12 protein-coding genes are annotated in these 14,463 nt (G+C 51.7%); 5 read left to right on the plus strand and 7 right to left on the minus strand.

All coding sequences use genetic code 11. The features are described 5' to 3' along the window. Positions 1 to 593 precede the first annotated feature (593 nt). Positions 594 to 1,139: a SecY-interacting protein gene (gene syd / locus FDX04_RS06825; protein ID WP_042310725.1), complete on the minus strand. Its 546-nt coding sequence runs from the start codon at positions 1,137 to 1,139 to the stop codon at positions 594 to 596. Between the two features lie 68 nt (positions 1,140 to 1,207). On the opposite strand from syd, the gene queF reads away from it, so the two are divergent. The 5 genes from queF (at position 1,208) to xni (ending at position 7,709) form a co-directional block, all read left to right on the plus strand. Beyond that, positions 1,208 to 2,056, plus strand: coding sequence for an NADPH-dependent 7-cyano-7-deazaguanine reductase QueF (queF, locus tag FDX04_RS06830; protein WP_038633229.1), 849 nt, complete (start codon positions 1,208 to 1,210; stop codon positions 2,054 to 2,056). Between the two features lie 113 nt (positions 2,057 to 2,169). Continuing rightward, entirely contained in the window at positions 2,170 to 3,534 is a 1,365-nt protein-coding gene (ppnN, locus tag FDX04_RS06835; RefSeq protein WP_042310728.1) for a nucleotide 5'-monophosphate nucleosidase PpnN, read from the plus strand. 562 nt (positions 3,535 to 4,096) lie between these two features. Then, entirely contained in the window at positions 4,097 to 5,386 is a 1,290-nt protein-coding gene (locus FDX04_RS06840; protein WP_042310730.1) for an HAAAP family serine/threonine permease, read from the plus strand. 53 nt (positions 5,387 to 5,439) lie between these two features. Next, positions 5,440 to 6,807: an L-serine ammonia-lyase gene (locus FDX04_RS06845; RefSeq protein ID WP_137361253.1), complete on the plus strand. Its 1,368-nt coding sequence runs from the start codon at positions 5,440 to 5,442 to the stop codon at positions 6,805 to 6,807. Positions 6,808 to 6,953: 146 nt separating this feature from the next. Beyond that, a complete protein-coding gene (gene xni / locus FDX04_RS06850) occupies positions 6,954 to 7,709 on the plus strand; it encodes a flap endonuclease Xni (protein ID WP_137361254.1) in 756 nt (251 codons plus the stop codon). Positions 7,710 to 7,790: 81 nt separating this feature from the next. On the opposite strand, the gene fucO is transcribed toward xni, so the two are convergent. From fucO to FDX04_RS06880, 6 genes are all read right to left on the minus strand, one after another. Further along, on the minus strand, positions 7,791 to 8,939 hold the full coding sequence (fucO, locus tag FDX04_RS06855; RefSeq protein WP_042310736.1) for a lactaldehyde reductase: 1,149 nt from the start codon (positions 8,937 to 8,939) through the stop codon (positions 7,791 to 7,793). 27 nt (positions 8,940 to 8,966) lie between these two features. Beyond that, on the minus strand, positions 8,967 to 9,614 hold the full coding sequence (gene fucA / locus FDX04_RS06860) for an L-fuculose-phosphate aldolase (RefSeq protein WP_137370679.1): 648 nt from the start codon (positions 9,612 to 9,614) through the stop codon (positions 8,967 to 8,969). Positions 9,615 to 9,756: 142 nt separating this feature from the next. Then, positions 9,757 to 10,755, minus strand: a complete 999-nt coding sequence (locus FDX04_RS06865) for a LacI family DNA-binding transcriptional regulator (protein WP_137370680.1) — start codon at positions 10,753 to 10,755, stop codon at positions 9,757 to 9,759. Positions 10,756 to 10,821: 66 nt separating this feature from the next. After that, positions 10,822 to 12,402, minus strand: coding sequence for an FGGY-family carbohydrate kinase (locus FDX04_RS06870; RefSeq protein WP_137370681.1), 1,581 nt, complete (start codon positions 12,400 to 12,402; stop codon positions 10,822 to 10,824). A gap of 53 nt (positions 12,403 to 12,455) precedes the next feature. Continuing rightward, positions 12,456 to 13,406 carry an ABC transporter substrate-binding protein gene (locus FDX04_RS06875; protein WP_061382372.1) on the minus strand — a complete coding sequence of 317 codons (951 nt, stop codon included), beginning with the start codon at positions 13,404 to 13,406 and terminating at the stop codon, positions 12,456 to 12,458. A gap of 73 nt (positions 13,407 to 13,479) precedes the next feature. Continuing rightward, positions 13,480 to 14,463 (minus strand): ABC transporter permease, encoded by a 984-nt coding sequence (locus FDX04_RS06880; protein ID WP_042310741.1) that lies wholly within the window; start codon positions 14,461 to 14,463, stop codon positions 13,480 to 13,482.

Here is a 14,463-nt window from a genome sequence, read left to right on the forward strand (position 1 = left end):
AGCTGGGGGTTTTCTGTGCACAAAAAAGGGAGCACTGTAAAAACAGTGCTCCCGGTTCGTTTCGCAGCATTCCAGCTACTTTTGGTGCTCCCTGCTCATCCGTGACAACTTTTCCTGTGGTCTTGCGACCTTGTTCATCCTGAACTTTTGCATCCTGCTCACATCACCCCGATGTGAAAACTTCATCCTGAAGTGTCCTGGCCATCCTGACCCGCCGAACATCCTGACCGGCTCTCATTCTCCATCCTGGAGGTGTCCTTTAACGCATCCCGCGCTTTCCGCTTTGCTTCATCCTGAAGCCTGTCCTTGTAACACCATCCTGGTGTGTCCTGCCGAAGAGCCATCATCCTGATGTTCACTTCGTTGTGCGACTCCTTGTCGACAGATATAGAATCGCCTGTTTCGCTTTGTCTTACAAGATACTTACAGACAAACACTTAAGGTAATTTTCATATGAAAGTTGACAATAAAACACTAACAAATTGAATTGTAAGTAATTAATAGTTTTTCAATTCATTAAGTCTTCACTTATTACCTGGCAATGTCCTACAGGGTTTGTAAGAGATCTCTCACACGATTGAGGGCAAACAGGATTACAGAACTGGCTTAAGTTGAGTGAGGAATTCCGCAAGCGAGGCTGCCAGCACCGTTCGTTGACGTGTTCCCAGCGTTTCTTTGCAAACTTCACCGGACAGGTTGCACACCGAGATGACATCAAGTTCGTTGTCCTGAGTGGCAATGAAAAGCGTAGGCGAGAGCTTGAGTCGCTTTTGCGTAACCAAGTGACCAATCAGGTTTTCCTGAACGCGCCTGAAGTCATCCTCACTCCAGGTTTGCAGCAACGTCAGCTTTTCATTCGCAAACTGCGCGTGCATATCCCCGGCAAACTGGGTGGTGTAAAAAGCGTGAACGGCAGGTTGTATCACAATGTCAAAGGCACGTTCAACCGCATTGACGTTTTTTTCACCGACAAAAGGCTGCGGTTGCCAGTAAACCGCATCGTTAGTGGAAGAAATGATGCACGGTGACGGTACACCATACAGCTCTTCGCTGAGCGGCCAGCTGTTGTTTTTGTCATGCCACGCGTCGCAATAACGCGTCGTAAAGGCTGTCAACGCCTGCACTGTCAATTCGTCCACTGATTTCTCTCTTCACAAAAGCCAGGATACACTTGTCGCATAGTGTATCTGGTTTATGACGGTGAAACATGTCTTCTTATGAAAATCATCGGGCGCTTGACGGCCTGACTCTCGGTAAATCAACGGATTATCGGGACAATTACGATGCCAGTCTGTTGCAGGGCGTTCCGCGCAGCCTCAACCGCGACCCGCTGGATCTAAAGGCCGATAATCTGCCTTTTCACGGTGCCGATATCTGGACGCTGTATGAACTGTCGTGGCTGAATGCCAACGGCTTACCGCAGGTTGCGGTCGGTCATGTGGAGCTGGATTACACCAGCGTAAATCTGATTGAATCGAAAAGCTTTAAGCTGTACCTGAACAGTTTTAACCAGACGCGTTTTGACTCCTGGGAGGCGGTACGCCAGACGCTGGAAAACGATCTGCGCGCCTGCGCTCAGGGCGATGTCAGCGTGGCGCTATACCGCCTTGACGAACTGGAAGGACAACCGATCGCCCACTTTAACGGCACCTGTATCGATAATCAGGATATCGTCATTGATAACTACCAGTTCAGCACTGAATATCTGGAAAATGCCGTGAGCGGCGAAAAAGCGGTGGAAGAGACGCTGGTCAGCCACCTGCTGAAATCCAACTGTCTGATCACCCACCAGCCCGACTGGGGCTCCATACAAATTCAGTATCGTGGACGCAAAATCGACCGGGAGAAGCTGCTGCGTTATCTGGTCTCCTTCCGCCACCATAATGAATTTCACGAGCAGTGCGTGGAGCGCATTTTCAATGACATTCTGCGCTTCTGCCAGCCGGAGAAACTGAGCGTCTACGCGCGCTACACGCGGCGTGGTGGTCTGGACATTAACCCATGGCGCACCAATACCGATTTCACGCCAGCTACGGGCCGACTGGTACGTCAGTAATCTTTTTTCTCAATTTTGCGTGTCGGATTCCGCGCGCAAGGTTGTGAAAGGCCATCAGCCAGGGCTATTGTAACTACCAGGGAATGACGTTTTGCGTCCCATAAGGAGTCTACTTGATTACACATATTAGCCCACTTGGCTCAATGGACATGTTGTCGCAGCTGGAAGTCGAATTACTTAAACGCACGGCCAGCAGCGACCTGTATCAACTGTTTCGTAACTGTTCACTTGCCGTTCTGAACTCCGGCAGTCTGACCGACAACAGCAAAGAACTGCTGTCCCGCTTTGAAAGTTTCGACATTAACGTGCTGCGCCGCGAACGAGGCGTGAAGCTGGAACTGATTAATCCGCCTGAAGATGCGTTTGTTGATGGGCGCATCATTCGTGCGCTACAAGCCAACCTTTTTGCCGTGCTGCGCGACATTCTGTTCGTCAATGGTCAGATCCATAACGCGGGTCGTTTTCAGCATCTGGATCTCGAAAGTTCGGTGCATATTACCAACCTGGTGTTCTCGATCCTGCGTAACGCCCGGGCGCTACACGTCGGTGAAGCGCCGAACATGGTTGTCTGCTGGGGCGGTCACTCAATCAACGAAAATGAATACCTGTATGCGCGTCGCGTCGGCACCCAGTTGGGCCTGCGTGAGTTGAACATCTGTACCGGCTGCGGTCCGGGAGCGATGGAAGCGCCAATGAAAGGCGCTGCGGTCGGTCACGCCCAGCAGCGTTACAAAGACAGCCGCTTTATTGGTATGACCGAACCGTCAATCATCGCCGCTGAGCCGCCTAACCCGCTGGTTAACGAACTGATCATCATGCCGGACATTGAAAAACGTCTGGAAGCGTTCGTGCGTATCGCCCACGGCATTATCATCTTCCCGGGTGGTGTCGGGACTGCGGAAGAGCTGTTGTATCTGCTGGGGATCCTGATGAACCCGGCTAACAAAGATCAGGTGCTACCGCTGATTTTGACCGGACCAAAAGAGAGTGCCGATTACTTCCGCGTGCTGGACGAATTTATCGTGCACACGCTGGGGGAAGAAGCCCGCCGACACTATCGCATTATCATTGACGATGCGGCGGAAGTTGCGCGTTTAATGAAAAAAGCGATGCCGCTGGTAAAAGAGAACCGTCGCGACACCGGAGATGCCTACAGTTTTAACTGGTCGATTCGTATCGCACCTGATTTGCAGATGCCGTTCGAGCCGTCCCATGAAAACATGGCTAACCTGAAACTGTATCCGGATCAACCCGTTGAAGTTCTGGCGGCCGACCTGCGTCGTGCATTCTCGGGTATTGTGGCCGGTAACGTGAAGGAGGTCGGCATTCGCGCCATCGAAGAGTTTGGCCCGTACAAAATCCACGGTGACCGCGAAATGATGCGCCGCATGGACGATCTCCTGCAGGGCTTCGTTGCGCAGCATCGCATGAAGTTGCCAGGCTCCGCGTACATCCCTTGCTACGAGATCTGCGCCTGACCTTCAACACCCGATAGCAGACGCTACCGCGGTGACAGTTTTGTCCATATCAAAGCCGGGTTTGGCGCATGCGCCTCCCGGCTTTTTTTAGTGATACCAGTCACATAGCTCAGACGATTATATAAATACCAATGATATGTCGTTAAATATAACGCGCCACGCAAACGATTACCTTTAAAAACCAACCGTCATTTATCTTAGGAAATTATTATTAGTCGCCAAAATCCTCTAAAAACAACAGTTTTTACAGCGCAACGCTCGTATCTTCGCGCCTTCGCTTTCATGAGATATGTCGTTAATGTTAGCCTCTGCGCCCGTAAATTCGCTTTGACTATTTTTTAACAGATTAATGGTCCAAATTTATCCACATAAAAGGTGGATTATTGCATTTGGGATCGCGATCACTGATACATTCATTACTAAAATGTATCTTTCCGCCCGCAAATTATTACGGCGAAAAATTATATAAAAAATCGCTCAACGAATTTCGATTTACAGTCGGGTTCTTTCTCATTGGATTGACCCCAAACCCGACTTTTTAAGCTTCCTCCAGGAGAAATAGATGGAAAACACTCAAACCAGCACTATCGTTACGGGTCAGACCCGCAGCGCATGGCGCAAGACAGATACCATGTGGATGCTGGGCCTTTACGGCACGGCGATTGGCGCGGGTGTATTGTTCCTGCCGATTAACGCAGGTGTAGGCGGTATGATTCCGCTGATCATCATGGCGATCCTTGCCTTCCCGATGACCTTCTTTGCACACCGTGGCCTGACCCGCTTCGTGTTGTCCGGTAAAAATCCGGGTGAAGACATTACTGAAGTTGTAGAAGAACACTTTGGCGTTGGCGCGGGTAAACTGATTACCCTGCTCTACTTCTTCGCTATCTACCCGATTCTGTTGGTTTACAGCGTAGCAATCACCAACACCGTTGAAAGCTTCCTGGCTCACCAGCTGGCGATTACTCCGCCGCCGCGTGCCATTCTGTCTCTGATCCTGATTGTCGGTATGATGACCATCGTGCGCTTCGGTGAGCAGATGATCGTTAAGGCGATGAGCATCCTGGTATTCCCGTTTGTTGCCGCCCTGATGCTGCTGGCGCTGTATCTGATCCCTCAGTGGAGCGGTGCGATTCTGGAAACCATGTCTTTTGACTCTGCGGCAACCACCGGCAACGGCCTGCTGTTGACCCTGTGGCTGGCGATTCCGGTAATGGTGTTCTCCTTTAACCACTCCCCGATCATCTCCTCCTTCGCCGTGGCGAAGCGTGAAGAGTACGGTGATGAAGCTGAGAAGAAATGCTCCAAGATTCTGGCATTCGCTCACATCATGATGGTACTGACCGTTATGTTCTTCGTCTTCAGCTGTGTATTCAGCCTGACTCCGGCAGATCTGGCCGCAGCGAAAGAGCAGAACATCTCTATCCTGTCTTACCTGGCGAACCACTTTAACGCGCCGATTATTGCCTGGATGGCACCGATCATCGCGATGATCGCTATCACCAAATCCTTCCTCGGCCACTACCTGGGCGCACGTGAAGGCTTCAACGGGATGGTGATTAAGTCTCTGCGCGGCAAAGGCAAAACCATCGAAATCAACAAACTGAACAAAATCACTGCGCTGTTCATGCTGGTAACCACCTGGATTGTGGCAACGCTGAACCCGAGCATCCTCGGTATGATTGAGACCCTGGGTGGCCCAATCATCGCGATGATTCTGTTCCTGATGCCGATGTATGCCATTCAGAAGGTACCGGCAATGCGTAAATACAGCGGCCATATCAGCAACGTCTTCGTTGTGATTATGGGCCTGATCGCTATCTCCGCTATTTTCTACTCTCTGTTCAGTTAATTCCCCTGCGCCGCTCCTCGGGGCGGCGCACCTCGATACACAATGGACGCCTCATGATTAGCGTATTCGATATTTTCAAAATCGGCATTGGCCCTTCCAGCTCCCATACTGTTGGCCCGATGAAAGCAGGCAAACAATTCACGGATGACCTGATTGCACGCGGAATTCTCACTGATGTAACCCGCGTAGTGGTTGATGTTTATGGCTCTTTGTCCCTGACGGGCAAAGGTCACCATACCGACATCGCGATTATTATGGGTCTGGCGGGTAATCTGCCGGATACCGTAGACATTGATGCCATCCCGGCCTTTATCCAGGATGTGAACACTCATGGGCGTTTACTGCTGGCGGACGGTCAACATGAGGTCGAATTCCCGGTCGACAAGTGTATGAATTTCCATGCGGACAATCTGTCCCTGCACGAAAACGGGATGCGTATTACCGCACTGGCGGGCGAAAAAGCCATTTACAGCCAGACCTACTATTCCATTGGCGGCGGGTTCATCGTTGATGAAGAACACTTTGGTTTACCGAACAACTCTCCGGTAAACGTACCGTATCCGTATAAATCTGCGGCGGACTTGCAACGTCATTGCCAGGAAACCGGCCTGTCGCTTTCCGGTCTGATGATGCAAAACGAACTGGCGCTGCACAGCAAAGAAGAGCTGGAACAGCACTTTGCCAACGTCTGGGAAGTGATGCGTAGCGGGATTGAGCGCGGTATCACCACCGAAGGTGTATTGCCTGGTAAACTGCGCGTTCCGCGTCGTGCGGCGGCGCTACGTCGTATGTTGGTCAGCAGTGACAAAACCACCACTGACCCGATGGCGGTTGTTGACTGGATCAACATGTTCGCGCTGGCCGTGAACGAAGAAAACGCTGCCGGTGGACGCGTGGTGACTGCGCCAACCAACGGCGCATGCGGGATTGTTCCTGCCGTGCTGGCGTACTACGACAAGTTTATCCGTGAAGTGAACGCTAACTCGCTGGCACGCTACATGCTGGTCGCGAGCGCCATCGGCTCGCTGTATAAGATGAACGCCTCTATCTCTGGCGCCGAAGTCGGCTGTCAGGGTGAAGTCGGCGTAGCCTGCTCCATGGCAGCTGCCGGTCTGGCCGAGCTGCTGGGCGGTAGCCCAACGCAGGTATGCATTGCGGCGGAAATCGGTATGGAACACAACCTGGGTCTGACCTGCGATCCGGTTGCCGGCCAGGTTCAGGTACCGTGCATTGAGCGTAATGCCATTGCTTCGGTTAAAGCGGTAAACGCCGCGCGTATGGCGCTGCGCCGTACCAGTGAACCGCGCGTGTGCCTCGATAAAGTCATCGAGACCATGTACGAAACCGGGAAAGACATGAATGCCAAATACCGCGAAACCTCTCGCGGCGGTCTGGCGATGAAGATTGTCACCTGCGATTAAAGCCCAACTTATCCGGCCTACAGTTCCATTGTCATTTGTAGGCCGGATAAGGCGTCAGCCGCCATCCGGCAAAATGTTGATTTCAGATATTCGCCTCCCCCCGCCGTGAATGTTACCCTACAGACTGATCTGTTAGGGAGAACACCGTGGCCGTCCACCTGCTCATTGTCGATGCACTGAATCTTATCCGCCGTATTCACGCCGTACAGGGATCTCCTTGCGTGGAGACGTGCCAGCACGCGCTCGATCAATTAATTGTGCACAGTCAGCCCACACACGCCGTGGCGGTCTTTGATGACGAAGCGCGCAACAGCGGCTGGCGTCACCAAAGACTGCCTGACTACAAAGCCGGTCGGCCGCCAATGCCACAAGACTTGTATCAGGAAATGCCCGCCTTACGCGCCGCTTTTGAACAGCGCGGCGTCTGCTGCTGGGTCTCCAGCGGTAATGAAGCCGACGATTTAGCCGCTACTCTGGCGATTAAAGTCTGCCAGGCAGGACATCAAGCCACCATCGTCTCCACCGATAAAGGCTACTGTCAGTTGCTCTCCCCGACGCTGCGTATTCGCGACTATTTTCAGAAGCGCTGGCTGGACGCGCCGTTCATTGAGAAAGAGTTCGGCGTGCTGCCGCAACAACTGCCCGATTACTGGGGGCTGGCTGGGATCAGCAGTTCTAAAGTACCGGGGGTCGCAGGTATTGGTCCGAAAAGCGCCACGCAATTGCTGACGCAGTTCCCCACGCTGGAAGCACTGTATGAACATTTGGATAAGGTCCCGGATAAGTGGCGCAAGAAACTCGAAGAACATCGGGAGATGGCGTTTCTGTGTCGGGATATCGCGCGACTGCAAACGGACTTACATATCGACGGGAATTTACAGCAGTTACGGCTGGCGCGGTAGTCTTATTGCTGGATGGTGGGGCAAACCCCTTATCCGGCCTACTTACCGTACAACCCTGTAGGCCGGATAAACCCCGGGTGATTACCAGGCGGTATGGTACAGCTCAACGATATCGCCCAGGCTCGCTTCACGCGGATTTCCGCCGGTACAGACATCATCAAATGCAGCCTGCGCCAGTGCAGGAATATCCTCTTTGCGTACGCCTACATCGCGCAGGTGCAGCGGGATCCCAACATCACGGTTAAGGGCAAATACCGCATCCACTGCCGCTTTCCGTGCTTCTGCCAGCGTCAGTCCTTCAACCTTCACGCCCATCACCCGGGCGATATCGCGAAATTTCTCCCCGGTATATTCGGCGTTATAGTGCATCACATGCGGTAGCAAAATGGCATTCGCGACGCCGTGCGGGGTGTTATAAAACGCGCCCAGCGGGTGCGCCATGCCATGCACTAATCCCAGGCCAACGTTGGAAAAACCCATTCCGGCAACGTACTGGCCCAGCGCCATCGCTTCGCCCGCCTGGCTGTCGCCCGCGACCGATCCGCGTAAAGCCCCGGCAATAATTTCAATCGCTTTAATGTGCAGCGCATCGGTAAGCGCCCACGCTGCTCGCGTGATGTATCCTTCAATGGCATGGGTCAGGGCGTCAACACCCGTGGCCGCTTTTAACGCCGCAGGCATGCCGTCCATCATGTCAGCATCGATAAACGCCACCTGCGGAATATCATGTGGATCGACACAAACAAACTTACGCCGGTTTTCTTCATCCGTGATCACGTAGTTAATGGTCACTTCCGCCGCCGTCCCTGCTGTGGTTGGGATAGCCATAACCGGCACGCTCGGGCAGCGCGTCGGGGATAACCCTTCGAGGCTGCGTACATCCGCAAACTCAGGGTTATTGTTGATAATACCAATCGCTTTACAGGTATCCTGCGGGGAGCCTCCGCCAATAGCTATCAGATAGTCTGCGCCACTTTGCTGAAAGACCTCCAATCCTTCCTGTACCACCGCAATGGTTGGGTTAGGAATAACGCCTGAATAGATTTCCCACGCCAGACCTGCTGCGTCCATCCGGGACGTCACCTTCTCGACAACACCGCACCGCACCAGATTCTCATCGGTCACAATCAGCGCCTTGCGATAACCACGACGGATGACTTCATCGGTTAATGCACCAACAGCTCCCCGGCCAAACCATGCCGTTTCGTTCAGAATCATTCTGTTCGCCATCGTATTTCTCCTTTTCGCTATGCGAAATTACTCTTCAATTCGTAATCCGTAAGATTTGAATTTCTCCAGCACAATCGCGATCTCCTCATCGTCTAACACCGGAACCGGATCAACAATGGCCAGGGTGCTCAGATAAAGGCGCGCCAGAACTTCTACTTCATGCGCCAACCACAGTGCTTTTTCCAGATTCGCTTCACAAGCAATCAGCCCATGGTGCTGTAAAAGCGTTGCCTTACGGTTTTTCAGGGCGACGCTCACATGCTCTGACAGCTCTCGTGTACCAAACGTCGCATAAGGCGCACACGGAATAGAGTTTCCCCCCGCCGCCGCAATCATGTAATGGATTGCCGGAATTGGACGGTTGAGAATAGAAACGGCCGTACAGTGCACAGCATGGTTATGGACAACCGCATTGGCGTCCGGACGCGTCTGGTAAGCCGCCAGGTGAAAACGCCATTCGCTGGAGGGTAACTGACCTTTATCATATTTTCCGTCGTTATCTACATACACGATCATGTTTTCAGTAAGTTTTTCATAAGGAATACCGCTGGGCGTGATCAACATCCCATTCTCATATCGCGCACTCACATTTCCCGCCGTCCCCTGATTTAATCCAAGGCTGGTCATTTCAAGACAGGTTTCAATGATTTCTCGTGACAAACGCATTCTTTCCATAATGATTCTCCGGGTACAGTTTCTCCTCGTCTTTAATTGCGAAAAATGTAGCCGCAGAATAAGACGGGTCAGGTTTCAGATATGGGCAGCCACTGAATGTGTTTATTCAGATCCAGTTGGCCGATTTATTTATAGCAACGTATTATTGTTGTCTTACGCGCTTAATAAGTTTCATCGGTACTTTTACAGTTTCTTTAATAGGTTGGTCGTCAATGGCACTCATCATCATATCGAATGCTTTTTCCGCCCAAACATTTTCATCCTGCTGCATTGACCAGACATTATTGGCGAGAAATCCCAGCATCGGATGTTCATCGAATGTGCCAATATTAATATCAGGTGGAATTGTGCCGAAACGATGGCGAACAGCGTTAATAGCACCTTCCAGCACGGGTAATGATGAGGCAATAAACGCCTGCGGCTGCCCCTGTTCACCAATCAATCTATCCATCAGTTGAAAACCACCTTCAGGGGTGTTGTCAGGACCTTCACGCACCCAATCACGGTGATGAATACCATTATTCTTCAAAGAATTAAGGTAACCTTGCAAACGATCGCCAATACTGGGTAATCCGGTATCTCCGACTAAAAACCAGATCGGAGCCTTTCCGGCATCAAACAAACTTTGCGTCAACTTTTCGCCGCCTAGAATATTATGACTTTCAACCAGCGCGTTATCGGTATACTTAAAATCACGGTCCAGTAACACCATCGGCTTTCTGACCTGGCGTAAATGGTGTTGCTGATTCTCCAATGTTGAGGGAACAATAAAAAGGCCATCTACATTGCGAGCGATTAATGCTTTGGTCAATTTATTTTCGTAATCAACATCATCATAGGTACAGCTAATCATTAACTGATAACCGGAGCGACGACAGCGTTGCTCAAGTTTCTCGGCGAGAGTGGCAAAGAAGACGTTGGAAATATTGGGAACAATCAGTCCCAATGTATCCGTTTTATTCAATTTCAGGCTGCGGGCCGAATGGTTTATGACGTAACCATAGCGCTCAACATATTCATTAATACGCGTTTGGGTTTTGACACTGATTCGATATTGCTCTGCTTTCCCGTTCAGCACCAGTCGTACGGTCGTAACCGATAAATTCAGATCGCTGGCTATCTGTTCTACTGTTTTAGCCATTTATATGCCCCAGTCCACATCCAAAAACGTCAATCTCCAATCATAAAAGTATTTTAAACTTTTGTCTTACTGCATAAGTTGGTTAATCGCCTGCTGCTGATCCCACATCATCAGATAGACCTGGTATTTGCGGTCATAGAAGTCCCGCCGTGCCGGATTAGCCTTGATAACCTCGCCGGAGCGAACCATCGCCTGGCATGCAGATGGAATATTCGCCCACGCGCCGCTTGCTACCGCGCCGGTGATAGCTGCCCCTAGCGTCACTGCATCTTCCTCCTGCATAAGATGAATATCGCATCCGGTAGCATCGGCATACTCCCGCATCCACAGCGGGTTATGCGTTGCGCCGCCGCACAGCGCCAGTCGGGAAATGGTATGGCCGTTTTCACGCATCACTTCCATAATATGCCGCGTACCGCAGGCAATCGCCTGTAATGTCGCCAGGTACAGGCGAGCCACCTGCATCTCGCCTCGCTCAAGAGTCAAGCCGCAGAGGCTGCCCCGGGCATCGGGTCGCGCGCGGGGGGAGCGATTGCCATGGTGATCGGCCAGCACATGCAAATAACGACCAGGTTCAGACTCCTTCCTCTCAAGTTCCGCAACCCATTCGTTGACTAAAACGATCGGATGGCAACCCCGCGCCTCGGCCTTACGAAATAGCTCGGCACTCGCGCCTGATTCCTGGAGCGTCCAGTCGACCAATGCCCCAGCGGCGCTTTGCCCTCCCTCCGTCAACCAGTAGCCTGGCAGCATGGCAGACCAATACGGTCCCCATACGCCCGGCGTATAAATTTCCTGTTCGCTGCACAGCATATGGCAGTTTGACGTTCCGCTAATCAACGCTAACGTTCCCGCAGGCTCAACGCCAGCAAGCGCCAAACCGCCTGCATGGGCATCAATCATCCCACTGGCGACGACAACTGCAGTCGTCAGCCCCAACGCCTGGGCCGCATCGGCGCTAAGCGTTCCCACGGCGGCACCAGGCGGAAGAATATGCGACGGAATTTTGCCCGTTAAATCCGTTAACTCTACGGCGTCGAGCAGAGTGTGGCTAAAGCGTTGTTCATGGGCCAGATAGTTCCATTTACAGGTCAGCGTACACAGACCGGCCACGTCACTCCCGGTGGCTTTACAGACAAGGTAGTCAGCCAAATCGTAAAAACGATGCGCACTGTGCCAGGTTGCAGGAAAGTGTTTTTTTAGCCACAGCACCTTGGGAAGCTCCATTTCGACGCTGACTTCACCACCAACGTAACGCAGAGCCGGATCCTGTGTAGCGTTAATATGCTGAGCTTCCTGCACCGCGCGATGATCCATCCACATGATGATGTTATGGTCTGATGGTTCGCCTGGTGAAACCGCCAGGCCCTGCCCTTGCTCGTCGAGAGCCACCAATGAACAAGTGGCATCGAATCCCAGTGAACGGATATCCTCAATGCAGATCCCGGATGACGATACCGCCCCCTTAACCGCATCGCAAACCTGCTGCCAGATTTCTGCAGATGACTGCTCAACCCGAGCGGGGCCGGGTCGAAACTGCGAGATAGGGCGTGTCGCAAAGGCCAGACGTTTGCCGCTGGCATCGAAAACACCCGCCCTGACACTGGCAGAGCCGACATCCACACCGAGGAAATATCCACTGCTCATAGTAACTCCCTGACGTTAGCTAATAGTGGGGCGAGTACCTCGCCCCAACGCTCTTATTTTTTACCGAATGGGTGTAACAGCTTGTCAATTTCTGGGGTATCAATGTTCTTCGCACTAACGAATTTAACCGGAATATCAATCTCTTTTGGTACAGACTGACCGGATACCGCCGCATTCAGCGTCTTGATACCCTGATAGCCAATCTGGTAGGCGTCCTGCACAACAAAGCCCTGAATCACCCCGGACTTCAGGAAGGCAATAATGGCCTCGGTGCTATCAAAACCAATCACCTTCACTTTGCCTTTCAGGTTTTGACTATCAATTGCGTTTGCTACGCCGAGTGTTGAGCCTTCATTCGTGCCATAAATCCCTGCAATATCCGGGTTGGCCTGGATCATATCGATGGTTTTATCCATCGCTTTTTGCGGATCGCCATCGCTGTACTGGACCGGTAGCACCTGGATATCCGGATATTTTTCCTTCATGCGGGCAATAAACCCTTCTGAACGCTCAATCGCTGAGGAGGTCCCTGCTACGTGCGCAATAATGCCCACTTTTCCTTTGTTGCCCACTTCTGCTGCCAGCGCGTCTGCCGCTTCAGCCCCGGCTTTACGGTTATTCGTGGCGACAAAACTGACCGGAATATCAGAATTCACACCGGAGTCAAAGGTCACAACTTTAATGCCGCGTGAATTTGCGGTCTCAACTAATGGCGCCAGCGCATTGGCATCTAACGCGGCCAGCAATAGTCCATTGGGTTTTTGCGCCATCGCGTTTTCAACTAACTGAATCTGCTCGGCAATTTGAGTTTCATCCGCCGGGCCCACATAGCTGGTTTTGTCACCCAACTCTTTTGCTGCCGCTTCCGTCCCCATTTTTACGGTTTGCCAGAATTCATGCTGGAAACCTTTACTGACCACGGGAAGATTCATATCTTTAGCCAAAACGCTGGATGTCATACAGGCCAGCAGGGATAACGCATAGACAAAATTCCTGGTTCTCATTGTTTTACTCCGTTCTGAGTGAGTCACCCTAAACGTCAGGGTTATGATGTCCCGTGACTTCCGGGAGCGTAAATCAACGAATTTTTTTGCGTAAAGTGTCGAGATAAACCGCTGCAATGACCACTACACCCATGGCCACCATTTGCCAGAACTGGGAAACTCCCATCAGGTTCAGACCATTTTTCAACACACTCATAATGAATGCGCCAATGATAGTGCCGCCGATGGTGCCAATCCCGCCCATCAGGCTGGTACCGCCAATAACGACCGCCGCGATGGCTTCCAGCTCATAACCCACGCCGACCGTCGGCTGACCAGAGTTCAAACGAGAAGCCAGAATCACCCCGGCAATCCCGGTCAGCAGACCACAAAAGGCGTAGACGAAAATTTTCACGCGTTGCACTTTAATCCCGGAAAGATGTGCCGCCACCTCATTACTGCCCACTGCGTAAACATAGCGGCCTATCACCGTTTTCTTCAGGATGTAGGCGGCGATGAGCGCCACAACCACCAGGTAAAAGACAGGATATGGCAGCACATCAAACAACCGTCCCTGGGCCAGCATTTTGAAGGTGGGGTAATCAGCGAAGTAAATCGCGCGGCCATCGGTCATCACCATATTGATACCTCTGACGGACATCATCAGACCCAGCGTGGCGATAAAAGGCGGGATAGTCATTTTGGTGACCAGTAGACCATTGATATAGCCGCATAATCCTCCAGCCAGTACACCCGCAAAAATACAGACGGGCAGAGGCAGACCTAGCGTGGCGCAGATACCTACCGCGACACCAGAAAATGCCACGACTGAACCGAGAGAAAGGTCGATCCCTGAAGTGATAATGACGAAGGTAACGCCAATCGCCATAATGCCAATCACCGAGGTTTGCAGGGCAATTGTCATAATGTTTTCAGTGTTAAAGAAAAATGGCGAACCAAAACTAAAAAATATCACCAAAATAATCAGACTTAAAAGTGGCGCAAGGCGCATTAAAAGTTCTTTGTTAATTTTTATTTTCTTATTATTGCTGTCTGAAGAGGTTACAGAGATAGTCAT

Source organism: Citrobacter sp. wls615, assembly GCF_005281355.1.
GTDB classification, from domain to species: Bacteria; Pseudomonadota; Gammaproteobacteria; order Enterobacterales; family Enterobacteriaceae; genus Citrobacter; species Citrobacter werkmanii.